A 25,397-nucleotide genomic window follows, 5' to 3' on the forward strand; every position below is an offset into this window, starting at 1 on the left:
CTGTTTCGTAGTTTTGTTGTATTATAATTCTGCGTTCCGGTTTTGTCAACCCTTATTTTCCGTAATCGATGATCACCACTTCCGCTTTCGTCCCGATCCGCATCGGCGGTCCCCAGAGACCCACGCCGGATGTGACGATGCTGTACATGTCTCCGACTTTCTTCATCCCGCAGGCATTCTCCCACATCAGGCCGGTAAGGATATTGCCTGGGAAGAGCTGTCCGTCGTGCGTATGGCCGCCAAGATCAAGGTCTGCGCCTGCCTCTGCCAGCTCGGTCAGCTCCGACGGCTGGTGGTCAATCACAAAAACTGGAAGCGACTGGTCCAGTCCGGTAAGCAGTTCGGATGGCGTGTCGCGTGTCTCCTGCGTTTTGCGGATCCGGTCGGGATCTTTTCGGCCCGCCAGATAAAAGGCATCATCGATACAGACCACATCATCCTCCAGCAGATGAATCTTCGCGCGGTCCAGAAACTCACCGAACCGGCGGTCGGCGATGCGCTCCTCCTTCGTCTCAAACGTAAAGCCCGCGAGAATCTTCTCATCGAGATCGTGGTTGCCGTAGCAGGCGTACGTGCCGTACCGGCTCTTTAAGCCCGCCAGAAGATCCGCCACGCGGTCCGGCTCATAGATGGCATCGTACTCATTATCAAAAATATCCCCGGCAATCACAACGACATCCGGCTCCTCAGCATTAATTTTTTCCACCATCTCTTCCATCTGATGACTGCCGATGCTGTACCCCAGATGAAGATCTGCGACGAGAGCAATTTTCAGATGTGCATCCTTTTTCGATGGAACCTCATATCGTGTCGTGTAAATATGGACTGCATGCACCATTCCGTAGATGCACATTCCCGTCACAAAAAGGATCGCGCCAAGGCCGACCGCTTTCAATCCCATCGGAGAATACAGCCAAGTTTTCGTCAGTGCCGTATGCGCAAAAATGAAGCGCAGCAGCACCAGAATCGCGGTGAAGCCAAGAAAATACAGATACATGCCAAGCCAGCAGTTGCTGATGACCTTTAAAATCCGGTGAACGGGATCTCTTTTGATCAGAAAGCTCGTCAGCAGGGAAAGTGCAAAAAATGCATACAGCACCAAAATGACACCCAGCACGGCCGGATGGCGGAACAAAGGATGCACCTCCTTCATCCACCGCAGCAGCCAGTAGGCGGTAAATACATTTGCCAGTATGTAGACCGGCGCAAGAAATATTGCAAGCATACGTATGTTTCCTCTCTTTTTCGATTCAAATACAGGGCAGGAAAAAGCGTGCCGAACGAAACGTTTCCGGCACGCTTTTTTGCCAGGCATTCATCAGAGTTTTTTCTCTATGATATCAAACAGCTCACGTCTCCGCTTCCGCCAACGCCAGCCATTTGCAAGTTTGTTGTAGAAATAGAACGAATCCACAAGCACCATGTTCAGGCGGCCGATCCGGTCTTTCGTCGTTCCGTTGTAATGTTCGCCGCCGCATTCGATCTGCGGGCACGTTTTTACGTAGGCGATCAGATCATCCTCACTTCTGATAGTATCCGGCAGCTCGGTATACGCTTTTCCGATGCAGTCCAGCCGGTGCGCATCGCTTCCGCCAAAGCCGGGCTTATTGAATTTCTCCGCCAGCCGTTTCGCTTTTGCGTTCGTCTCCGCGCTCTCACACGCATTGAAAATTTCAACAAAATCGAACTGCGGGAGAAGCTGGGCAATCCGCTGCTGATACTTTTTCTTCCGTTCATTCGTGCTGATCATGCTCATAAATTTTTCGCCGTACGGATGCGCCGGTCCTAAAATTCCGCCGTACGCATGGACGATCTTGACAAGGATCGATCCCGGCAGACCGCGTAGCTCCAGAATTTTTAATTTTACGCCGAACGGCATAATCACAAGAATGTGGCCGCAGTCGCACGTATCGTACTCAACACCTTTTAATACCACAAAATCCTGGTGTGCTCTTCCCTTGATGGCATTCTTCCACTCGCGGTATCCGTCATAGGAATCGTGGTCGGATACCAACATTCCTCCAAATCCTTTTCGTTTCAATGTTCGGATGTACTCCTCAATCATGACTTTTCCATCCATCGAACCCTCTTTTGTGTGGCAGTGCATATCAAATTTCATGCAAAACGCCTCCTTTTATCTTCCATGTTCGAAAACCATTTCGTTTTTCCTATTTTTCTGGAATCGTTTCGGATGGTTCCGCCGCGTTTTTGGCGCGGCAGAATCGATAGTTTGTACCATCTAACTTTATTTTACCACTTTTTCCACAAAAGAAAAAGAAATTTCTTCTGAAGATCTGGTAAATTTTCCTTAAGGAATGGAGTTTTTAGACAATTCCTGTTCTTTGTCCCTGTTTTTACCGTGTTCTTTTTGCTATGATAAAAACAGCTTATTTTACTTGATCGGAGGAACACATTATGAATTCACAGGACATTACCCGCGCACTGATCGACACAACAGTTGCACGCGCGATGGTGGAGATGGACGCAGATCCGAAACGCAGCGTCCGCAAGCTCTGCGATCTTGGCCGCCAGTTTTCCCGCGGCCGCTTTCAGAATCAGATTTTTGCCATTTTTCAGGATCTTCTGCGCAACGATGAAAGCCCGTATTATCAGGCGATCGACTTTCTGCTGCGCAGCAACGATCCGGAAGCGCTTCGTCAGTTCGGCATCAACATCGGCTACAACAGTTTTACCTACGGTGCGCAGATTCTGCGCCAGAAGCAGAAAGAACTTTCCTTTGCTGTTCCCTGGGTTGTCAAGCTCCGTCTCGACAGCCGCATCCCGGACACTTACGATTCCTCGTTTTTTGCATCCGTGGTCAGAACCGGTCTGACATACGGCATCTACTCTTATCAGCTCCGCTCCATGGATCATCATGAGGATATGGAATCCTACCTTGCCGTCATCCAGTCGCATCCGGAATGCGCGTTTCTCTGGTTTCTTTCCGATACGCCGCTTACCGAAAAACAGCAGAAACTGCTTTTATCCTGCCCGAACCTGATGGTTTCTCTTCCAATTGATGCCCCCTCAACGGCTTCCATGGCAAAAGCCCTGCGCCATCAGAAAACGCTGTTCGGTATGCACAAAGTCTATCAGGATGCAGATGCTGCCGCTTATCTGCTCTCTTTTGACCACCTGTATTCCCAGATGGAACAGAGTGTCTTTTTCTTTCTGGTCGCAGATGATTCGTGCTCAAAAGAAAGTATCCGGGCTGTTTCCGATGTTGTTCAACAGTACCGCTTCACCCCCATACAGCCATTCTTCCCGATCGAAGTGCAGGAAGACTCCCGCAAAATTGAGCAGATTATCACCGCCCATCCGGCGTATCTGCTGCTTCTGCCGGATCACATGGCCCGCACACTCGATACGCCCACCGTTTCCTTTGAAGAGTTGTCTCTTCGGAATATATTTTACCGTGAACTGCTCGCAGATGCATAAAAGTACAGCCAAAGCGGAATTTTATTTCTTTGGTTCCGCTTTGGCTGCTATTTTTTCTGATGATCTATATATCACTTCTTTCAGTTCTTCGACAAACGTTTCCGGTTCCAGCTCGCTTTCCATGGAAAACCAGCGCAGAACCGCGGTCAGGAAGGCATCACAGAAGAACGTTACAAACAGTTTCTGATTCTGTACCTGAAAGAGATCCTGTACAAAAAACGCCATGACCGGCTCGAGCATCTCGTAAAAGTAATCCTTAAAACTGTTCTGCCCTTCGATCCTCAGGGCACTCTGGTAAAATGCTTTATTCTGATAGAAAATATTGCAGACCGCCACCAGCACATCCCATTCATTCTCAAAGTTCTTTCCGCCCATGTTTGTCAGAAAGTCCACATAAAAGATCCAGTTTACCAGATCGTATTTATCTTTAAAATGATAATAAAAGCTTTTCCGGTTCAGACCGCATTCCTCGCAGAGATCTGAAATACTGATTTTCGCAAAAGACTTGCATACCATCAATTTTTTCATTGCATCTGCAAGCGCACTCTTTGTACTGTTGGAATCCGCCATCTCTTTTCTCCCTCTCTTTTCGACCGTTTGTGCTATTATTCTACACCATCTTTTTCCTTTATGCAAGAAAAGCGCACCAGGAAAAGGCTGTATTTCCTTTTTCTGGCACGCTTTTTGCAATCATGCTTCTTCCGTTTTTCCATCTGCCTCCAGTGTGAACCAGAATGCCACACCGTTGTCGTAATTCTGGCAGCCGCACTGCTGCTGGAAGGAATCCATAATGGCTTTTACGATGGAAAGGCCGATGCCGCTTCCGCCGTATTCCCTTGTTCTCGCTTTGTCCACCTTGAAGAATTTCACCCATACCTTGTCGAGATCCTCCTCCGGGATCGGGTCCCCGGTATTGAAAACGGTTGTCTTTACGACATTCCCTTCTTTTTTGCAGGTGATCTCAATCGTGTGGTCGTAGTCCAGATGGTTTAGGGCATTCGTCAGATAGTTGGTGATAACCTCCTCGACTTTGAATTCATCGCCCCAGACATAGAGCGGGTCGCCGCCGGTAAAGAGCACTTTTGCCTCTTTCTGGCGGATCAGGATGTCGGAGGACTGCAGCACGCCTCTGATCACGGCGTTCAGATCGAACCGTTCCATATTGACCTGATCCTCACCGAACTCGAGTTGGTTCAGGTTCAGGAGTTTTTTGACCATCTCGTTCATCTTTGCCGCCTCGTCGATGATGACATCACAGTAGAACTCGCGGCTTTCCTCATCGTCGTTGATGTTGTCTTTCAGGCCTTCCGCATAACCCTGAATCAGAGCGATCGGGGTTTTCAGCTCATGTGTGACATTTGAGAGGAACTCGCGGCGCATTTCATCAATCTGCGTTTTTTTGTCAATATCTTTCTGCAGCTCAACGTTCGCACTTTTCAGCTCGGAAATCGCCTGCTCAAGCTGTTCGGACATGACATTGAAGTTGTTTCCAAGCTCGCCGATCTCGTCTTTTCCGCCGCTCACGTAGCGGGCATCGAAGTCAAGGGCTGCCATTTTTTTCGAAATTTCGGTCAGCTCCTGCACCGGACGGACGATCTGGCGGGTGATGATCCAGATCACAATGGCACCGATGATGATGATCGGAATGCCGATAAAGAGGTAAAACTGGTTGGAAAGGCTGACCGCATCCGTGATGCTCTCCAGCGGGCATCTTGCAAAGTAGCAATTTCCATTGTCAAACCAGCCGATGATCTGCAGATACTCGGCATCGGCGTGGCTGTCGTAGAATTTCTGGATCTGATAGTTGTCTTTGCTGTCAACGACTTTGGTATTTGCCTGCTCATTTCCGCTGATCAGGCCGAAGATCAGGGTCTGGAGGCTCTGGCGGTCGGTTGCGTTGGAATAGACGAAGCTGCTGAGCTCCGGTCCGGTAATAATGACTTTCAGGTTGTTGGTAGCGCAGAACTGCTCGAAGGTATCAGGGATATTGTCGCTGTCTCCGCCTGTCGCATTCAGTTTCTGAAAGCTCTCTGCCAGAATGTGTTCTTTATCCCGGATATAAAAGGACCCGAGAAAGAAGTAATTGATCAGGCCGATGATAAGCAGGGTAGCTGCCATGGTCGCAATAAAAGTATAGGCAATTCGTTTTTTGACGGAGTGTTTTCTTCCCTTTTGTGGCATTTTCAAGTGAAACCGGTGCTTTTTCTCCGTCTGGTTTCCCATTGTCACACGGGAATCTTCTGCAGGCATCTCCATGGAAGTCTCATTTTGTTTTTCTGTTCCGTTCATGATTCGTCCGCCTCGAATTTATAGCCCATGCCCCAGATGGTCTTGATTAAATCGCCTTTGTCGCCCATTTTGCTGCGGAGTTTTTTGACGTGGGTGTCGATGGTGCGGGCGTCGCCGTAGTAGTCGTAGTTCCAGACGTTGTTCAGGATTTTTTCTCTGGAGAGGGCGATTCCCTGGTTTTCGAGGAAGTAGGTGAGGAGTTCGAATTCTTTATAGCTTAACTCCATTGGTTTTCCATCGATGGATGCCATGTGGGCGGCTTTGTCGATGCGGATGCCGCCGGCTTCTAATATGTCGTCTTCGCCGGTTTTGCCGCTGCGGCGCAGGATGGCTTCGACGCGGGCGACGAGGATTTTCGGGGAGAATGGTTTTGAGATGTATTCGTCTACGCCGAGGTCAAAGCCGAGGAGTTCATCGCGTTCTTCGCTTTTGGCGGTGAGCATGATGATCGGGACTTTGGAGTTCTGGCGGATTTCGCGGCAGACCTGCCAGCCGTCCATTTTGGGCATCATAACATCGAGGATGATGAGGGCGATGTCTTTCTGGGCGTAGAAGGTGTCTACGGCCTGTTCGCCGTCACCGGCTTCGATGACGTCGTATCCGGCTTTTACTAAGAAATCTTTGACGAGTTTGCGCATGCGGCTTTCGTCGTCTACTACTAGGATTTTTAATTTTTCCATGAGTTTTGTCTCCTTTATATGACGGACGGAAAACGCCCGGCTGCCCGCCCGCTCGTGCTTTTTCCTGATCTCGTTGTGTTTTTATGTTTGATATTTTTACCATTTTACTTTAACATGGGTTTATGTTTTTTCTGTGAAATGGGGTGAGTTTATTTTAACATATAGGAAGGGAGTTGGAAACTTCTATTTTTTGTATTGATTAAATTTGAGTATAAAAAAAGATCTCCTGGGGTTGGCAGGAGATCTTTTTTCATACGGGTTATTCTTCTTCGTCGAGATAGTATCTGCCGTAGGCGTCGGCTGCTTTAATGGCGGCGAAGACGGTCTCCGGGGTTACTTCGAATGGCATGTTGTGGAGGGTGTCGTTCTCTGCGCATGCGGTTTTGGCTACTTCCATGAGCTGGTCGTCGGTTACGTTTCCGGCACCGAGTTCAGCCAAGGTGACTGGGAGACCGACTTCGATGCACCATAAGATGATGTCTTCGAGTTCATCGAGCGGTACGTTTTCCAGGACGAGCTGAGTCAGGGTTCCGAAGGCTACTTTTTCACCGTGGTACATGTGATGGCACTCTTCGAGTACGGTGAAGCCGTTGTGGATGGCGTGGGCTCCTGCGAGGCCTGCGCTTTCAAAACCGATTCCGGAAAGGAGGGTGTTGGCCTCGATGACTTTCTCGACTGCCGGGGTGCATACGCCGGCTTCAAGAGCGATTTTGGCTTTTACACCTTCTTCCATCAGAGTGTCAAAGCAGAGTTTCGCGAGTGCCATCGCTGCCTCGGTTGTTTTTCCACCGGCGCAGGAAGTAGCTCCGCTTCTCTGGCAGGCTCTTGCTTCAAAATAGGTGGCAAGTGCATCACCCATTCCGGCTACGGTCAGGCGGACTGGAGATTTTACGATGATGTCAGTGTCCATCAGAACCAGGTTCGGGTTTGCCGGAAGGAAGAGGTATCTCTCGAATACACCCTCTTCTGTGTATACAACAGACAGTGCGCTGCACGGTGCATCGGTCGATGCAATGGTCGGGCAGATGAATACTGGTGTTTCTGCGTAGTAGGCAACTGCTTTTGCGGTATCAAAAATTTTGCCTCCGCCGACACCGATAACCAGATCACAGCCTTTTTCTTTCACGATAGCAACCAGACGGTTGATCTCACTCTCACAGCACTCGCCGTTGAAATAATCAAAAACAACGTCGCAGTCGCTTCCCGCAAAGCTTTCTTCGATCATTGCTCCGATCCGTCTGTAGCCTCCCTGGCTGATCAGAACCAGTGCTTTCTTTCCGCATTTTGCCGCATATGTTCCGATGTTTTTCATTTCCCCTGCGCCCTGTAAATATTTAGAAGGGCTAATTAAAATTTTTGCCATTTCTCTTACGCTCCTTTTTTGTTTTTTGAACGTCAGCCTCCGCTTCTGGCGTTTTCTGCGAAAAATGAGTTTACCGCAGAACTTGTCTTTATTATAATAACTGCGCTGTAAAATTGCAAGAATATTTCCATCCAAAATGAACCCCGGAAGTTCACATATTTCCCCGGGATTTTTCGGTTTATTCTGCCTGATCGTAAATGATTTTGCAACGCAGCAGTCCTGTGCGTCGTTTGGGTAGGTATACGGTGCAAACAGATAGACAACTGTCGGGGCATCGTAAAAAGCATTCTGGATTGTGCTGTCATCAGCGATGCTGTCGGCTTCGAGAATTTTGTCCAGTTCTTCCTTTTTGATCTTCTCCGGCTGGTAAAACGGGTGGAACGTCTGGCTTTGATTAAAGTAACCGCCCCTCTGATACGTTTTCACGTAAATTGGCTAAGGGTTGGCTGTGTTGACGATCGCATCGGCATGAACTTTTGTGATGTCGTTTCGGATGATTTTAAATGGCATGGGGATCACCTTCTTTCGTGGGATTTATAGCTGTTTTAATTTATAAGTTGCAAACAGCGTATAATGGTATATTTACCATCCACTCCTGCTCTTTATACTTCAATGTTGAAAATCGAACTGCTTCTTCCGGCTGGAACTTTTCGCAATATGTTTTAAGACTATGGGATCGAATGTTCTGTTCCGCCTTTACTTCAATCGGCACAATACTCTTTGCCTTCTGAATCAGAAAATCCTGCTCGAAAGTTGCTTTTTCATTTCCATAATAATATGGCGTATAAGGGGTATCTGAAATCAACTGCTGCAGAACGTACTGTTCTGTAAGCGCGCCTTTAAATTCAACAAAAATATCGTTACCCTCCAATATGGATTCTGCTGGCAGTTCACTCATTGCTCCGAGCAGTCCTACATCCAGTACGAATAATTTATATGCATTCATATTTTTATACGCCTTCAGCGGCATATGAGGCTCATTTACCCGGTTGACTTTATATACTAATCCACAATCCAGAAGCCACTGAATTGCTATTTCAAATTCGCTGCTTCTGGCTCCTTTCTTTATCTGTCCAAAGAAAAATTTTTTATTCTCCTTCGCCAGCTGCATCGGAATAGAATCCCATACCATTCGTATTCTTGGGAGAACTTTTGCTTTAATATGCTTTCCAAAATCACCCTCATACTGCCGTACAATATCACTCTGTATCTGTCGTACTTCTGCATAATCTTTATTCAAGCGAAATGCATCTACAACTGCTGGCATGCCGCCTGTATAATAATAATTTTTCAGCCAGAACAAATATTTATCCGCAAAATTGTCAATTAAATTGTAATCCTTTGTTTCCAATGCACTTTCCAGCCCTTCTTCGTCCATAGCGCACAGGAATTCTCTAAAATTGAATGGATATAAATCCAGTAAATCTACTTTTCCCACCGGATAGGATATTCCCTCATGAAGCGCCACGCCAAGAAGTGAACCTGCTGCTATTACATGATATTCCGGTGCTTCTTCGCAAAAATATTTCAAAGATTCCAACGCTTTCGGTGCATTTTGAATTTCATCCAGAACAATCAATGTATTCTCTGGGGTGATCGTTACGCCTGATTCAATATTGAGGTTCATAATAATACGTTTTATATCGAAATCCGTATCGAAAACCGCCTGCATTCTCTGATTATTGTAAAAAGAAATGTAGGCGGTTTTTTCATAATATGTCTTACCAAATTCTTTCATTAACCACGTTTTACCAACCTGCCGGGCTCCCATTAAAATCAGTGGTTTTCTGTTACTTTTTTTCTTCCAGTCTAATAGTTTATCCATTGCAAATCGACGCATGCTGATCTTCCTCCATTTCTCTTTTTTATTATTTCACATTTTTCCCGTGTTATTCTTACCCTAATTTAACATTTTTCCCGACCTAATTCAATATAAAATTAACATTTTTCCCGACTTCACCGGAACAGAATCTGCTGTGAAACCTTCTCTTAAGACAAACATAATCTCTCCACGGAAAAATACGACGGCCAGCCACCGTCGTATTTTTCGTTATCAAATATTTTTATTTTTCTTCTCTGATCAGTCTGAGTCCGTCTTTTTCCAGCAGATACTCCTTCCCGCACACCTCTCCGATATACTTTCTGTCATGCGAAATGCTGATGATGGCGCCTGGAAATTCGCGGAGCATTTTTCTTATGACCGGTCCCGATAAGGGTGAAAAGTTTCGGGTTGGTTCATCCAGAATCAGCACATTGGCATTGCCAAGGCTCATTTTCAGAAGCAATACTTTTGCCTTCTGGCCGCCGGACAGTTCGCGGATGGGGTGATCCATCTCGTCTGCCGTGTACTTCAGCGATCCGAGATACGTCCGAATCTTCGTCCTCTCACTCTTCTCCCCGGTGGAATCCAGAAAATCGACCGGCGTCATGGAAAGATCCAGCTGATCCTCATAATTCTGCGGCATATAATCTACGCGGAGATCCTCCCGTTCTTTCAGCTCTGCCGCAATCTTTTTCAGCAGTGTCGTTTTACCTGCCCCGTTCGGGCCGACAATGCATATTTTTTCCGGTCCTCTTATCTTTAAGGTGATATTTTCCGCCAGAACCCGCTCCCCATCCGGCGTTTCCAGTTTCGGAAGCTGATATTCGATGACCGTTTTCCCGGCGGGCATGGCTGCCTCTGCTCCTCCAAGCTGGAAGTAAATCGCTTCCTCCTGCTCCGGCATTTCTGTCATACGGGCATCTTCTTTTTCAAATCTGCGGTTCATCGCCTTTACGGTATGCATTTTGTCCTTCAGATTTTTCGCCACGGACGGTGCCTGACGGGAACAGTTGTTCAAGGCGTTCTGCACGCTCTGGTATACCTTTCGGTATTTCTCATCGCGCAGCGCTTTCTCTCTCCTGTCACTCTGCGCCTTCTGTTCCTGGCGCTCGAAGTTCTGCAGGCGCTCCTCTACATACGTCCGATAGGGAAGTTTCGCAACCGTGTATCTCGATTTTGTCTTCCGCACAATCTGTTCAATATGAATGACCATATTTGCCGTGTTTTCAATCAGCGTTTCATCGTGCGAAATAAAAACAACAATATGCTCCCATTCGCGGATCAGTTTCTCCAGAAGTTCCAGTGTCGCAAGATCAATATCATTTGACGGCTCATCCAGCAGAAGGACCGTGACATCCTCCATGAGAAGACGCATCATCTGCGCTTTCACCTTCTCGCCGCCGGAAAGCTCACTCATCTGCTGATCCCGATAGAAAAATTCTTCCGTCAGACCAAATTTTCTTGCCAGCACCGCCAGATCCTTCGGTGTCTGATCCCAGAACTTTTCTTTTTCATAGAAATACTCATACACCGTCTTCGTTTTCTCCGCCTCCGGAAGTTCCTGCGGCAGATATCCAAGCCGCTCCTTTCCGATGATGCGCTCGCCTGTGGATTCGATGTAATCTTCCGTCAGTGCGGGATCGTACATCCACTTCAGCAGCGTCGATTTTCCGTTTCCCTCCTCTCCAATGATAACGGCCTTATCACCGTCATTCAGTACAAGCTGAAAATCTTCGAGAATCACTCGCAGATCTTTTTTATGTGTCAGTGTTAATTTTTTTATCTGCATCATACAGAAGCCCCCTTTGCTCCGGCAGCCTCTTTTCTGCTTTTTTACGCAAAACGAGCCTGTCCTGCGTACGCAAAACAGACCCGCAAAAAAATATCCCTGTTCTATTCTCATAAAAAAGGGAAATGATTCAGCGATTCTCGTCTTTAAGCGTACACGAAAAACAGGCCTGTTTTCCAGGCTGTCCGTTCTTTGTGTTTTTCTTAAAGTCGATTATCGCAGAAACATTCCCTCACCTTTACACCAATGGTGCTCTTTCTTTTTATTTTCTGTTCCCTATTATAGGACAACTTACAGATAAATGCAATCCGTTTTTTTACAAATTGAGAAGTTCCTCTGCCAGCGCCTGTGCATGCTCCAGATACCAGCCGTCTTCGTCCTCTTCTGCTTCCACAAACTCGATATACTCATTCAGCGTGGCCAGCTTCACATCCAGATTGAACTGTTCGCGTGAAATCTTTGTCTTTAACGCTTCATACATCCGATCCAGAAACAGCTCTTTCTGTGCATCGTCCATGTAGAACGGGAAAGTACTCCGTGTCTCGGTCGCATGTGCCAGGAATCTTGCAATGTCCAGAGAATACGGCATCATTCCACCAAATCCCCAGTCAATCATGACAACATTTTCGCCGTCATAGATCACATTCCACTGCAGGAAATCACCGTTTGACATCGTACATGGACAAGTCAGCTGGCGGTCCAGGAACATCTGATACGCTTTCCGCAGAATTGGATCATCCGCTACGGACGATGCTCGGCGCAGAACGCGTTTCCAGTATTCGACAAATCTCTGCTCCACTTCATTTTCCGGCGCTTTGTCCATCGACGGTGTCCAGAAATACGACTGAATTTTACTTAAGGTTTCTGCCGCTTTTTCTGTTGTCTCGTCCGTCATATCCCGCATGTCGTTTCCTTCTACATACTTCATGCAGATCCAGTCCGCATCCTCTGCCTGCCGCATGCCGACATACTGCGGTACGTGAAACTCTCCTTTTGACAGATACTGCGCATAAATCTGCGCTTCTTTGCTGCCGGTTTTCTTCAGTGTATATTTTCCTGCATCTGTCTCGATCACATACACATCGTACTCCCGCACTTCATCTTCCGCCTCGCCCCACTGCTCGCAGATGCGGGAAACTGCTTTTACCGGTTCTCCGATGATTTCAAATGCCATTGTTTTGATTTCATCTGAATCTACTGATTTCTGAAAATTTCCTAACTCCATCTCTTTTGTCAAATCCTTCTCTTTTTCACATTATTCTACTACTATATCACATCTGTGACACTTTTGTCATTCTATCTTTCTGGCTTTTAAAAGCTTTGGAAAGTTTTTTCACAAAAAAGCAGGCGCACCAGACATTGCCGTCTGATGCGCCCGTATCTGTCAATTTTATGATCCAATCGAGTATTCCATCGATGCCACGCTTAAGATAACGGTTGCGCTTTCATCCCCTTCCGTAAAAGCCGTCAGCTGCAGAACCGTATCCTGCTCCCCCTGCCACTGATAAATCTGATTTCCGAGTCCAGTTGCAATTCCTCCGCCGTATAAAGAATTCAGTTCGTCTACTTCTTTCTGAATCCATGTATTGGCATCCTGTTCGATGTCAAAAGTAAAGGAAACCTGACTCAGCTGACCGTCCGAAAATTCCAGATCCATGTTAGATTCTGCATTTTCCAGGGAAAATTTTTCTTTGCTCTCGTATGTCTTTGTGCTGCTCTCATCACCCTGTCCCAGATCTTTTTCATCAAACTTCAGGAAGCTCTGTTTGAAAAGCTGTTCCGAATCCGTTCCCCATTCAAAATCCGCATACTGGAAAACCTGCTCCTCTGTACAGAGTTCCTTTAAATCCAGATCTCTGCTCTGTGATCCTCCTGCAGATGCGCAGCCCGCCAGCAAAAACAAAGGTAATAAAAAGATTGTCTGTCTTATCTTCATAAACTTCCCCCCTTCTGTTTCCTGATTTTTTAATTAATACTGAATATTCTATCGTTTCTTTATTTTTTCTGTAAATTTATGGTATCATACTTTATTCTGCTGCGCAATACTTTTATCATGTTTCTATTTGCATCAAAGGAATGGCCGCCTCATGATATGCATAGAAAAAGACCGGTAACCCGATCTTTTTCCATACACCTTTTATCCAATTACACTCGTGCCAAATGGCATAAACGAAAGCCTTGCCATCTTGAAAAACTGCCGTCCAAACGGAATTCCAACAATCGTAATACACCAGATGCATCCTGCAAAAATCCATGCAAGTCCGCCGAACATGCCTCCAAATATAAACCACAGAATATTTCCCAAAGTTCTCATATCCGCATCTCCCCTGACGCCATTCCAGACACCACCAGCTATCCATTATTTTGTGAACAGTTTGCCGCATCGATCGCCAGCACCAGTAATAATGCCGGAATTTCATTGCTCGGATTATCATATTCGATGACATACATGTCACCCCAGCTCAGAAGTTTTTTATGTACGTGGACGACTGCACTGCAGGCTTCATATACATCGTAATCCCATCCCATGAAGTCACCTTCTGCACGCCATCCCATGAAATCTACATCGTATTTGGGGCGGAACAGTGCAAAACGTTTTTCGATATGTCCCATTAACTGCCCGTTCCATTCAATTTCGAAAGTCGGAAGAAAGCAAAATAATTTCTGTTTGATAAACCCAATTTCATTATGCGCCGCATCGTACACATGCAGACGGTGTCCCAGCGAGATAAATTCATTTTTCACAAAATACTTTTGGTTCCCCTGCTCGTCATAGATATCATACGTGTCTGACCAGGAAAATACACGTTGTTTGATTAGTAACTGCATATCTGCTCCCCTTTTCATTTTTCTATCAGATAATCAACTTTTTTATGGAAAATTTTTCCTTTTCCCCTTAATTTTCGACCGCGATTTTGACCCCATTTTTTTCGGTCTGAAACAGTCTATAGCAAAACCTCCATATATCGCAGCACCTTTGGCTTCACACGAAGCTGATCTGCGTACTGCATCAGTCTGTGAATGTTCTTATCCTTGGATGCTGCATAGCGTTTCATAGCTTCTCCGACAATCTGTATATCACTGCCGCTGCCGCGCAGGATGTCACACAGCGTCCGTTCCAAATTGTAAACACGAATTGGATTGCCGGATGGGGATTTCATTTCAATTCTGCCAAGTTCATAGTTCTCCGGCACAACGCGCTTGACAATTAGATTTTCCCGTTTCAAGGATGAAGCATTGTAGCCTTTGGGAAAGGTCATCGTATATTTTGCCGGGGTACGATCCGAATAGCCCCGCAGATACAAAGCAGTATCGTGCGAATAAATTCCGCGCCCATACTTTCGCTGTAAAAGGTAGAAATCATCCTCCCATACGTCGCTCCACACATACAGGCCACGCCCGAAGCGGTATATCTCGCCGCTCTTGACAAACTTCTGTAAAACGCTGCGGTGCAGTCCGGCTTCTGTTACTTGCGCTGCGGTAATCGTACCGTCCTCTGACGCTTCTCGCAGTTCTTCGATTTTCTCCTTAACATTCATGTTTCTCACCCCTCTTTGACAATCACACATTATATTATATTGAAATAATGTGTGATTGTCAACTGTAAAGCGACGAACACACATTAAATTACGTAAAAATAATGTGTGATTGTCAGATACCAGGGAATTTCTAACATGTACTTAAGTAAAAAACAAAGAACGGCATAGCCGTTAAGCTATATCGTTCCTTGTTTCCATATTTTTTAAATTACCACCGCATTACTGGCGTTTTTTCTGCGGACGGTTTCTTCCAGCACACCGAAAAATCCTGCCACCAGCGCCATTAAAATGCCGGTCAAGGTCGCATCTCCTGTTTCTAGGCTTCCGGCTTTGGTGATAGTCGTACATTTTTCATTGTCATTCACAATGTTTCCAGTTCTTACGATTAGGACCGTAGTTCTTATGAAGCGGTTATGGCATAATCAATATATAGAAGCAAATGCAATTGATAAGTTACGGAATATATTGGGCTACAATGCGAAAGGTATCATGACGCATTATTCGGATGACAATGTGTTTTAAAGCCTGTATAAATCGGCACATGCATAGAACATAATGAAACAGCCTCACCCCTGAAAGTCCCGGTAGTGAGGCTGTATTCTTTTCCTTAATCTTTTTCTGTTAATTTCACCCGTTCTCCATTTGTCAGTTCTGATGTGCTTACGACCATCGGTTCGTCTACTTCTGATAAAAGTACCACGAAATCTGAATTTCTATTTGGAAAACATGTCACAGCTTTTTCTTCCAGAATATTTTCATACCCCCAGGCTCCCTTCTGACGCTTAATATAATAGACACACGTTTTTCCAAAGTCTCCTTCATGAATCGCCTGCCGTGTGATCACTTTTGGAAAAACATCTTCAGAAGTGATTTCGATTTTTCCCTCAACGTTTTCACCAATCGAATGTTTTTCATACAGATCTACCGTAAGCTCATACAAATCATCCTTTCGAATGACAGAACACACTTTTCCAACCAGAAGATCTCTGCCCTCCTGCAGCAAAGATTCCGGAACGTTATCATACATGCTGATATAGCCAATTGCCTGATCAGCTGCGCTTACTTCCAAATCAACTGGAAATTCATACTCAATGCTGCCTTCCTGTGCCTCCTCTGTCCAGACGGAAGGAAGCGTTTTGTTCTCTTCTTTGACCGACCAAAACGTTGCGGCAGTTAAAAACAGAAACCACAGAGCGATTAACCCTATACTTATTTTTTTGAACTTCATCGTACTTTCTTCCCCTCTACGCTTTCACACCGGACATACTGATTCCCTGTATCAAATAGTCCTGTCCCATTAAGAATATCAATAAAACTGGTACTGCGTAAAAAACGGACGCTGCATAAAAGATATCCGGCTGTTCCTCTAAAATCTGGCAAAGATACACGGATAACGGCTGCTGATATGGCTCTCTCAAAAAAATGACCGCCTGGTCTACAATATTCCAATTGTCAATAAAAATCAGGATTAATGCAGCAGCAATGGCTGAACTCAAATTAGGCTTTACAATGGAACGATAAATTCTGTATTCGCTGGCTCCGTCCAGTCTGGCTGCTTCTAACGTTTCCTGCGGAAAATCCTGTATCTGCTGACGAATCAGAAATACCCCCAATGGCTGAAACATTGCCGGAAGAATAATTGCCAAGGACGAATTTTGAATGCCCAGCCAATTCGCCACTAAATAATTTGGCACTAAAGTCAGCTGCAGCGGCATAAGCATGACAATCATGTAAAGATAGAACAAAATCTCCTTGTATTTCCACCTGCATTGCCAAAAGCCGTATGCGGCAAGCGGTGCAAGCAAAAGCTGTCCAATCAAAACCGGAATAGTAATAATCAGGGAATTCCACATCATCCGCAAATACAAAGGTCTCTTAAAGAGCAATATAAGATACTCTTCTGGAACTTGTACCGACTTTCCAGCCACAAACAACAACGGAATGACTGCCAAAATGACAGCTCCCATGCAGATCAGCTTTTCGAAAAAATTCGAATATCTCTTTTTCATAAAATCACCCACAAAAGATCTTTACAAATAATCCAGATTCTTCCTCTGGACCCGATAAATGATGCCCAGAAAGATTCCCAGTATGAGAAACATACACCATGCTGCAGCAGACAATTTCTGCATATTAAGTGACAAAAACTGGTTATTCATATAGTGCTGCAGCATATAAACATACGGTGATGGATAGGCCCCATACAGCATATAGATCTCTTTAAAAACCTTAAAAGAATTCACGATCGACATCAACAGCACAACTAACGTCGTTGGTTTTAATAAGATCCATGTAATATATTGGAATTCCTGCCGCCCTGTAGCTCCATCCAGCTGGCACTGCTCATGATAGATCTGCGGAATCCAGTTTATCCCGGACCAGAAAAGGACAATCGAAAAACTGATATTTTTCCACAGATACATCAGGATAATAATCAAAATGGCCCATCTGGAATTCTCAATATCGAACATGTTTTTTCCAAAAAGCTGTAAAAACCCATCCAGAAAACCATTTCTCTCAAACAAATATTTCCAGAAAGCAATCACCGTTCCAGATGGAACGATTAATGGGATCAGGAGCAGGATAAGAAGAATTCGACCTCTCCTCTGCTTTTTCAAAACCAGTACCAGAAGCAAAGCAATCGCCATTCCCAGCGGTATTGCAATCCCGCAAAAAATTCCGGTATTACGGAGTGCTGAAAGGAATAACTCATTTTCGAATAACAGTTTAAAGTTTTTAAGACCCACCCATTCCTTGTTCATCATGTTGTCAATCACTGCAAAATACAAGGACAGAAGAAACGGCACGATGTAAAAAGCCATGATCCCGATAAAACTTGGAAGGATAAAACACATATAAATAAAATTTCGTTTTTTCATTTCATATACCTGATTCCATGGATTAAGGACAGCTTCTACTCATTAACATAAAGCTCTGCTCTTTGCTGAAAAAGCTTCGCACATTCCTCTGGGGTGATTTTCTGCTCCATACATTCGTTTCGAATTTCAGTCAAAATACTGTCTAACTGTAAATCCCGAAAAGCTTTTGCAGAAACTTTTTCATTGTATGCTTCCCATTTTTCTGCTGTGTCGTCATCATTTTCCAATTGATACGCAACAAGCTGCCGTGTGTTTTCTTTGTTCAGCATACTGCCATAGGTAAAGAAATTTCTGTAGTAAGAATCACTGTTTGCATCTTCGAACTCAAATTGTTTCTGACCAATGCAGAATTTGATAAATTCCCATGCAAGCGCTTTATCTTTGCAGCCTGAGCTCATGGAAAAGTCCTCACCAATTCTCCAGAAAGGAATTTTTCCATCCGTTGATTTCAACAGGATCGGTTTTGTTGCCGTATCGGTTTCTTCAAACATTCCGCTCGGAGAACCTTCGAGTAAATTTGTAAATGTATTCAGCAGGACACTCTTTCCGGAAAAGCTTTTAATATCCGTGAATGCATGGGTCGCATAGGATGGTTGATATTGATACAGTTCCTGCATTTTTCTCAGAAAATCCACATAATTTTCTGAATCAAAATTTACTTCTTCCTTCTTCAAATAAGCTCTGTCCTCTGTCATCGGCAGAAACACGTAAATATTGTTTTGTACATCAATCGTAAAATCATCATCTGCAATTGGCTTGGCCTGCTGATATAACTCATATAAATCATTGATATCCATTTCGTCCGGGACTTCATAATTCAGTTCATCCGTTATGTTTCTATTCAACCGAAGCATAACACAATAAAAACCTTCCGGAATTTGATACAGTTTTCCATCGACTTCTGCTGCTCGCAGGATATTATCGTAATAATCATCTCTGTTAAAATTAGGATCTGCATCAATATACTGATTTAAGTCCTCGAAATAGCCGCTGCCTTTCGTCTTAATTTCCGATGGTAAATACGTTGCATCATAAATATCCGCCCGTTGATCCGATGCAAGTTCTGTAAGCAAGGTATTTAAGCCTTCATTATACTGTTCATCCGTAACATCATTGTCAAAAACAACCTTTGTTTCAATTTTTACGCCTGGATGCTCCTTCATAAATAAATCAATCATATGCTGGGTCTGCGGCTCAATAAATAAGGTTCCATATGTAAGCGTTCCTTCCAAATCAGCTCCCTCTTCATAGACAGAAATATCATTTCTCACATCTTTTTCATCTTGGGACCCACTTTGTGTGCTTCCACAGGCGCCAATCGCTGCTGCACATAGCATTCCAATTACCACGCAGGATACCTTTTTACCATATTTTCCGAGTTTTTTCATAGGCACTTTTCCTTTCAATTTTTCTCACCGCTTATATTTCTATATTTTATTATATACCCTCCGTTTCATTTGACAATATGCTTATTTTTACTATATTTTCAGAATTATTTTTATTAGTTTTGCACATAAAAATGCCCTGACACTTTTTCCTTTTTGAAAAATAGCATCCGGGCATATCTCCTAATATTATCAAATCACTTTATTTCACTCTCTGATAATTTTATCTTCTAAACTCTTTTCCTTCTTTCTCCTGTATCATCCCTAACATTTTTTCAAAAGACTGTTCAAATCCCTCAGTATCCGCCTTTTTTTCGCTTCTTTGTCCTTCTGACACGATGATGCGGGTATTTTTTCACTTCGTTGTTTAAATAACGCTCCATGAGCATCTAATCGATATTCTTATTCGTGTACCATTTACCAGAATGATGAATCGCATAAGAACCTCTTCCCAACGCTATCGCCGTCACACCATAATCCTGCGATACGACAATATCGCCTTTATGACAGACACGGATCAGTTCATAATCCACAGCATCTGCTCCATCACCAACCACGACTATTTCGCTATAATCCGATATCAAATATCAAATCATGATTGGTATCGCACAACAGTGTTACCGGAACACAATGCTCTTTTGCAATTTTCTCAACCGTCTCAATTACCGGACAGGCATCTGCATCGACCAATTTTTGCATTCTTCTGTTTCTCCTACTTTGTGATTACCCAATTCGATTTTCTGTTTGTTCCATTTTGTACCAACACACCATTTTGCTGTAAAGAAACAAATATTCGTGAAACAGTTCTTTTGGACACACCGATCTGTTTCGCATAATACGCCTGGGTTGCAAATGGGTTCTTTTCTATAGCCTGTAACAGTTTTTCTATCTGAACCTGTTCCTTCGTTCGTGATATTTTAACGCCATCAATGCCATTTTTTGTTTTCTTGGCGTTGATTCTGGCGTTATTTGTATCGTTTTGTCCTCGATAGATATTGATACGCAAGTCAACTTCTCCACCGATAAACTCCGGTTCCTGTAGTCCAGCAGATTTTACCTTGTCTATAATTCTCGGAATCCCGCTTCCCCAATGTTCAATCAGATTCATATACGAAAAGGCATGTGCAAGGGCTTCATTCCTGATTTTGGAATAGCCTTCTTTCATACGCTCCAACGTTTGTCCCATCGGCAATTTCCCCGGCGATGTGATTTCCAGTCGGTTGTCATACACCGCAACCTGTATTGTACCATGATCCAGATAGCTGCGATGCACCACCGCGTTGATAATCAGCTCACGAATTGCATCCGGCGGGATTTCATAAATATCCTGACGGTAAATGCCGACAAGCGTAGCTCCCAGATGAATATTTCGCAGAACAAACTGAAATGCTTCCTCTATTTGTTCCCACAAAGGACCCGTATATTCCCTTCGATCAACAAAAACCGCTTTCGTTGTTCCCTTAAACACACCGCACTGAATGGCAACATGAAGCCCTCCACAGCCCGTTAAGATAGCATAAGCGTTAGAAGGGTAGTCTTTTCCATCACGTTCAATCAAAATACCACAGGATCAAAGCTGCTGCTTTCCAACGTCTTTTACCGATGCTTTCTGCTCCTCATTATGGGCATTTTTGACTGCCTGCTCCTTCATCGCTTTACAAAGTGTATCAATTTCTTCTTCTGTAACACTCAGTCCAGTACATAACGCCTGATCAAAATAACGATTGCTTCCCTCAAGCATCAGCTCTTTGATCATATACTCGTCAGCAAGCCGGGTTGTTCCAGCAACACGGACATATACGCCTCTCTCTCGTCCAAGCGCTTTAATGTAATATGGCCGCTGTCTGCCTTCAGAAATTTCTGCCACAATAACCGTCTTGCCATCAACTGTCTGCAGCGTAATATCTGGAATAATTGCCGGTTCACAGCTATCCGAGACGGCATTGGCAATCGCATCCATCTTTTTGAATACATCTTCCTTGTCAAAGCCAACCACTTCTCGGGTTTTATCCGCAATTCCAAAAATAATTTTTCCTCCGGTTCCATTTGCAAAGGCAACCACAGACTTCATATATTTGATGCTCTTTTCCGGCAGGTTCTCTTTGAATTCTACGTTTTTGGATTCTCCTGCAAGAATTTCTTCTATGGTCATAAATACACCTCGCTATCCGTGTTTATTTTAATAAATCAATGCTTAAAGTTCTCTTTATATCTGTTACCTTAACATATAATTCTCATTCAAGCAATGCAGTACTTTTAAAAATCGTAATTCATTTTTTCAAGTCTGTCAATTCTATTATTTTCCTTTTCTCGCGCATGATCAGATTCAATCATAGGGCGAAAAGTACAGAATCTATTAGTCCCTTACCAACTCAAAACATCCTTAAGCATTTGTTTTACCGCTTCAAAAGTTAACCTGCTGGATATTTTTTTATATTGTGAACAGAAATCTTTGTTATACGGAGCCACCGTTTTTAAATAGTGCATATGCACTATTTTCTTACCGAAGATGACGATCTTGATAAGGATGAATTTGAAGAAGGCTTTTACATTGACTTCTTTTAATCTATCGTCTGTTTGCCATGCCCGCCTTTGTGCGGGCTCTTTTTATCAAGAGTTCGACGGAAGTCGAACTTTCCTATTGTACAAAAAAGCAGGCACATCAAGTATCTCTACTTCATGTGCCTGCAGCACTTTGAAACGGTCTCTTTTACGTTCTTAACAGTGCGAATAAAGATAAAGTTTGACAAAATTTCGAATTTTTCCTTTCTTTTTTGACCAAAATTCATGCGGTTTTAAACGGTCTGAAACGGTCTAAAGCGGCATTTTTGCCCTGTTTTTTCCATCAAAAATGTACAAAAAAACCGCTAAAACACTGGATTTTAGCGGTTTTTCAGGTATGGACCTGAGGGGAATCGAACCCCTGTCCGAAAGCCTATTCATTCAGGCATCTCCCATTACAGTCATTCTATTAAAGATTCCCCCATCGGCACGCCGGATGACAGGCTTGCCGCTTCGGTAGCTTCATAAAATCTTCCATCTCCGCAAAGCTTTGGAAACGAAGTGCTCCGCATCTGTTTGATGTCAGGAGAATAGCCGCGGAAAACTATTCAGCTGACAACGCCGCACTTAGGCAGCGTACGCTACGTAATTATCGTCTGCGTTTAAATTTAGGTTCCAGGTTGATGACGCGGTCCCGGAGTCCACGAATGGCTTCCCAAACTTCAAAACCCCCGTCGAAACCAGTACAAGCCCGTGCTGGTTCTACAGACGCTTTTCTTTGATACGGGGACGCAAACAGATCGTCCCGGTGCAGTGAAAACTCTCTTTCAACTGCCGTATATTGTATTATAGTCTTTCTCCATACTTTTTGTCAAGGATTTTTAATACAGATTTTTAACTTTGAAATCTCTCTCCGCCTCACGTCTCTGATCTTTCTTTGCGATATCCTGCCGTTTATCATACAGTTTTTTACCGCGTGCCAGACCGATCTCGACTTTTACGAGGCTGCCTTTAAAATACACCTGCAGCGGAACGAGCGTGTAGCCTTTTTCCTTGATCTGCGCCTCAAGTTTGCGGATCTCATAGTCGTGCAGCAGCAGTTTCCGGATGCGCAGCGGGTCTTTATTGAATATGTTGCCCTTCTCGTACGGACTGATGTGCATGCCGTAGATGAATACCTCATCACGCTCAATGCGGATGAAGGACTCCTTGATGCTGCATTTTCCCATGCGGAGGGATTTTACCTCGGTACCGGCAAGGGAGATGCCGGCCTCGTATTTATCCTCGATAAAATAGTCATGATATGCCTTTTTATTGTTGGCAATCATTCGATTTCCTTTTTGTTTTGCCATAGCTTTTTCCTCCAGGGATTTATTCTGTCTCGGTTTCTTTTTCTACATACGTAAAATCGATTGTCCGGTTGGCAGGCTCGGCGTTTCGTACACGGACACGCACCGGCTCACCAAGGCGGAATACTCTTCCGTGCTGCTCTCCGACCAGACGGTAATTTTCTTCATCAAAATTATAATAATCGTCTTTCAGTGTCATGATGTGAACGAGTCCCTCAACGGTATTCTGCAACTCCACATAGAAGCCCCATCCGGTCACGCCGGAAATGACGCCGTCGTACTCTTCGCCGACATGCTCCAGCATATATTCGGCTTTCTTCAGCTTCACAGCCTCTCTTTCTGCCTCTGCAGCACGCTGCTCCATCGCACTCGACTGCTCCGCCACATGCTGCAAAATGGACGAATATTTGCCGATTCTGCCGCCCTTGTCGAGACGTCCCCGCAGATCATCCTTGATAATGCGGTGGATCTGCAGATCCGGGTAACGGCGGATTGGTGAGGTAAAATGGCAGTAATATGACGCTGCCAGTCCGAAGTGGCCGCTGCATTCCGGGGTATAAATGGCTCTTGCCATCGACCGGAGCAGCAGGCGGCTGATCAGCGGCTCTTCCGGGGTTTCCTCGATGCTGGTGAGAATCTTCTGCACCTCACCCGGCGTAATCTCATGGGAACGCTTTTCGACTTTGATGCCCTGTTCACGGATCAGCGTCAGCGTTGCCTCCATGCGGTCTCCGTCCGGCTTGTCATGCGTCCGGTATAAGAACGGGATTTCGCGTGTGCAGTATTCCTCTGCCACGGTCTCGTTCGCCATCAGCATGAAGTCCTCGATCATCCGTGTTGCCACGTTCGACGGATACGGGCGGATCTCCACCGGCGTCCCTTCTGCATCAAGAATTACTTTGCTCTCCGGGAATTCAAAATCAATTGCTCCGCGTTCTTTCCGACAGCTCCGGATCAGTGCAGACAGTTCCTGCATCTGGCGGAACATCGGAACCAGCTCATGATATTCCTCCAGCAGCTCCGGATGTGCTTCCGGCTCGGTCAGGATTGCATTGACGGCGGTGTAGGTCATGCGGCGGTCCACGCGGATCACCGTCTCAGCGATCTGATGGCCGATCATGCGGCCTTTCTCGTTGATCGTCATAATACAGGAGAGTGCCAGGCGCTCCTGTCCTTCATTCAGGGAACAGATGCCGTTTGACAGACGCTTCGGCAGCATCGGAATGACGCGGTCCGGCAGATAGACACTGGTGCCGCGCTTTAACGCCTCACGGTCGAGGGCGGAATTTTCCTGCACATAGTTGCTGACATCAGCGATATGAACGCCAAGCGTCCACGTATCGCCCGCTTTTGTGACGGATACGGCGTCATCGAGGTCTTTGGCATCCTCGCCGTCGATTGTCACCATCTGCCAGCTTTTCAGATCGAGACGGCCGTTGTAATCGTTTGGAATTACTTCCTCCGGGCATTTTTCTGCCTGTGTGATCACGCGTGCCGGGAACTCCTCCGGGATCTGGTAAGCGTCCACGACTGCCTGGATATCGACAGTCTGGATACGCGGCTTCTTCTCTGTGTCGCCGTCCTTTCCATTCTTTCTGCGGAATCGGTCATCGCGTCCTCTTCTGCCCTGCTCTCCGGCGCGGCGGTCTTTTTTTTCCCGTTTTTCCGTCGTTGTGGATGCACCGCGGCTCTTCTGGTAACGGCCGTCGGAGATCACATCGATTTTTCCTTCTTTTACCAGGATTTCCATAACCTCCGCAAGCTCCGACCGTTTTGCTTTCGGCACCTGCAGCAGCATGGCAATGTCTTTCAGACGCATCGGCTCATAGTTTTTCGAGCTTACGAGATCCATCAGCAGCGTCTTGCGGTTTTTCAGCAGCTTCGAGCTTCTGGAACGCGGATGGCCCGCATGACCGCCATGGTTCCCGCTGTTCTGTCCTGCATGGGACGCCGCGCTGCCCTGCGGATATTTCCTCCGATCTTTTTTCTTCTTATTATCTTTCATCTATTATCTCCTCTTTGTAGAAAAAGACACCCTTACGCCTTCTCGTGGGAATAAGGATGTCTTTACTTTGCTAAAAATTCATGTTTAATACAACCGACAGTACAATAAACAGAACTGCCATGATTTTTGTTGCACGGATCAGAGTTCCTTCTGCAGAACGGCTTTTGTTTCTTCCCCAGTAAGTGTCTGAGATACCTGCGATAGCACCGAGACCCTGCTGTTTTCCTTCCTGCATCAATACAACAACGGTTAAAGCAATACAATCAATGACATAAATGACTGTCAAAATCGTTCTTAAAATTTCCACAATTACACCTCCTACGGCCAACTTATATTATTTTACCATAGCGGAAGAAC

Annotated in this window: 21 protein-coding genes, 1 other RNA gene and 2 pseudogenes; 1 reads left to right on the forward strand and 23 read right to left on the reverse strand. The window is 45.1% G+C overall.

From position 1 onward, the window contains the following. Positions 1-52: 52 nt before the first annotated feature. Complete coding sequence (locus DW642_RS01770; RefSeq protein WP_022463295.1) at positions 53-1,225, reverse strand: metallophosphoesterase; 1,173 nt, start codon at positions 1,223-1,225, stop codon at positions 53-55. A gap of 93 nt (positions 1,226-1,318) precedes the next feature. Continuing rightward, complete coding sequence (locus tag DW642_RS01775; RefSeq protein ID WP_055218178.1) at positions 1,319-2,119, reverse strand: PHP-associated domain-containing protein; 801 nt, start codon at positions 2,117-2,119, stop codon at positions 1,319-1,321. A 296-nt stretch (positions 2,120-2,415) separates the two neighbouring features. Here DW642_RS01775 and DW642_RS01780 point away from each other — a divergent pair, with 296 nt between their 5' ends. Then, positions 2,416-3,438 (forward strand): hypothetical protein, encoded by a 1,023-nt coding sequence (locus DW642_RS01780; RefSeq protein ID WP_117509079.1) that lies wholly within the window; start codon positions 2,416-2,418, stop codon positions 3,436-3,438. Between the two features lie 21 nt (positions 3,439-3,459). Here DW642_RS01780 and DW642_RS01785 read toward each other — a convergent pair whose 3' ends face one another. From DW642_RS01785 to secG, 21 genes and pseudogenes are all read right to left on the reverse strand, one after another. Next, complete coding sequence (locus DW642_RS01785; RefSeq protein WP_022463298.1) at positions 3,460-4,008, reverse strand: TetR/AcrR family transcriptional regulator C-terminal domain-containing protein; 549 nt, start codon at positions 4,006-4,008, stop codon at positions 3,460-3,462. A gap of 120 nt (positions 4,009-4,128) precedes the next feature. After that, a complete protein-coding gene (locus DW642_RS01790) occupies positions 4,129-5,727 on the reverse strand; it encodes a sensor histidine kinase (RefSeq protein ID WP_242991100.1) in 1,599 nt (532 codons plus the stop codon). Next, positions 5,724-6,407, reverse strand: coding sequence for a response regulator transcription factor (locus DW642_RS01795; protein WP_117509080.1), 684 nt, complete (start codon positions 6,405-6,407; stop codon positions 5,724-5,726). The genes DW642_RS01790 and DW642_RS01795 overlap by 4 nt, the downstream gene beginning before the upstream one ends. 259 nt (positions 6,408-6,666) lie before the next feature. Continuing rightward, positions 6,667-7,770, reverse strand: a complete 1,104-nt coding sequence (locus tag DW642_RS01800) for a glycerol dehydrogenase (protein ID WP_055226553.1) — start codon at positions 7,768-7,770, stop codon at positions 6,667-6,669. Positions 7,771-8,320: 550 nt separating this feature from the next. Beyond that, positions 8,321-9,610, reverse strand: a complete 1,290-nt coding sequence (locus tag DW642_RS01810) for an ATP-binding protein (protein ID WP_022463302.1) — start codon at positions 9,608-9,610, stop codon at positions 8,321-8,323. Between the two features lie 223 nt (positions 9,611-9,833). After that, positions 9,834-11,384: an ATP-binding cassette domain-containing protein gene (locus tag DW642_RS01815; RefSeq protein WP_117509081.1), complete on the reverse strand. Its 1,551-nt coding sequence runs from the start codon at positions 11,382-11,384 to the stop codon at positions 9,834-9,836. A gap of 313 nt (positions 11,385-11,697) precedes the next feature. Then, the gene (locus tag DW642_RS01820; RefSeq protein ID WP_147326092.1) at positions 11,698-12,606 is read right to left on the reverse strand and encodes an aminoglycoside phosphotransferase family protein; all 909 of its coding nucleotides are present in this window, start codon (positions 12,604-12,606) and stop codon (positions 11,698-11,700) included. A gap of 165 nt (positions 12,607-12,771) precedes the next feature. Next, the gene (locus DW642_RS01825) at positions 12,772-13,317 is read right to left on the reverse strand and encodes a hypothetical protein (protein WP_117509083.1); all 546 of its coding nucleotides are present in this window, start codon (positions 13,315-13,317) and stop codon (positions 12,772-12,774) included. 201 nt (positions 13,318-13,518) lie between these two features. Further along, positions 13,519-13,695, reverse strand: coding sequence for a YccF domain-containing protein (locus tag DW642_RS01830; protein ID WP_082424435.1), 177 nt, complete (start codon positions 13,693-13,695; stop codon positions 13,519-13,521). Between the two features lie 38 nt (positions 13,696-13,733). After that, positions 13,734-14,210: an LURP-one-related/scramblase family protein gene (locus DW642_RS01835; RefSeq protein ID WP_117509084.1), complete on the reverse strand. Its 477-nt coding sequence runs from the start codon at positions 14,208-14,210 to the stop codon at positions 13,734-13,736. A gap of 116 nt (positions 14,211-14,326) precedes the next feature. Beyond that, positions 14,327-14,920, reverse strand: a complete 594-nt coding sequence (locus tag DW642_RS01840; RefSeq protein ID WP_022463308.1) for a type IV toxin-antitoxin system AbiEi family antitoxin domain-containing protein — start codon at positions 14,918-14,920, stop codon at positions 14,327-14,329. Positions 14,921-15,527: 607 nt separating this feature from the next. Further along, positions 15,528-16,148 (reverse strand): hypothetical protein, encoded by a 621-nt coding sequence (locus DW642_RS01845; protein ID WP_117509085.1) that lies wholly within the window; start codon positions 16,146-16,148, stop codon positions 15,528-15,530. A gap of 16 nt (positions 16,149-16,164) precedes the next feature. Beyond that, positions 16,165-16,929, reverse strand: coding sequence for a carbohydrate ABC transporter permease (locus DW642_RS01850; RefSeq protein ID WP_147326093.1), 765 nt, complete (start codon positions 16,927-16,929; stop codon positions 16,165-16,167). 21 nt (positions 16,930-16,950) lie between these two features. Further along, complete coding sequence (locus DW642_RS01855) at positions 16,951-17,799, reverse strand: carbohydrate ABC transporter permease (protein WP_055266562.1); 849 nt, start codon at positions 17,797-17,799, stop codon at positions 16,951-16,953. Between the two features lie 35 nt (positions 17,800-17,834). Then, positions 17,835-19,148, reverse strand: a complete 1,314-nt coding sequence (locus tag DW642_RS01860) for an ABC transporter substrate-binding protein (protein WP_158554954.1) — start codon at positions 19,146-19,148, stop codon at positions 17,835-17,837. 428 nt (positions 19,149-19,576) lie between these two features. After that, positions 19,577-19,883, reverse strand: a pseudogene (locus DW642_RS16725) (DUF188 domain-containing protein); the annotation flags it as partial. A 13-nt stretch (positions 19,884-19,896) separates the two neighbouring features. After that, positions 19,897-21,336 (reverse strand): annotated as a pseudogene (locus DW642_RS16620) (ATP-binding protein). Positions 21,337-22,081: 745 nt separating this feature from the next. Further along, positions 22,082-22,439: a transfer-messenger RNA gene (gene ssrA, locus DW642_RS01875) on the reverse strand. A 128-nt stretch (positions 22,440-22,567) separates the two neighbouring features. Continuing rightward, positions 22,568-23,038, reverse strand: coding sequence for an SsrA-binding protein SmpB (gene smpB / locus DW642_RS01880; RefSeq protein ID WP_022463315.1), 471 nt, complete (start codon positions 23,036-23,038; stop codon positions 22,568-22,570). Positions 23,039-23,057: 19 nt separating this feature from the next. Next, the gene (gene rnr, locus DW642_RS01885; RefSeq protein WP_442857740.1) at positions 23,058-24,887 is read right to left on the reverse strand and encodes a ribonuclease R; all 1,830 of its coding nucleotides are present in this window, start codon (positions 24,885-24,887) and stop codon (positions 23,058-23,060) included. 223 nt (positions 24,888-25,110) lie between these two features. Next, positions 25,111-25,347 (reverse strand): preprotein translocase subunit SecG, encoded by a 237-nt coding sequence (secG, locus tag DW642_RS01890; protein ID WP_055226503.1) that lies wholly within the window; start codon positions 25,345-25,347, stop codon positions 25,111-25,113. Between the last annotated feature and the right edge of the window lie 50 nt (positions 25,348-25,397).

The organism is Blautia sp. AM23-13AC (assembly GCF_003435675.1).
GTDB lineage: Bacteria > Bacillota > Clostridia > Lachnospirales > Lachnospiraceae > Fusicatenibacter > Fusicatenibacter saccharivorans.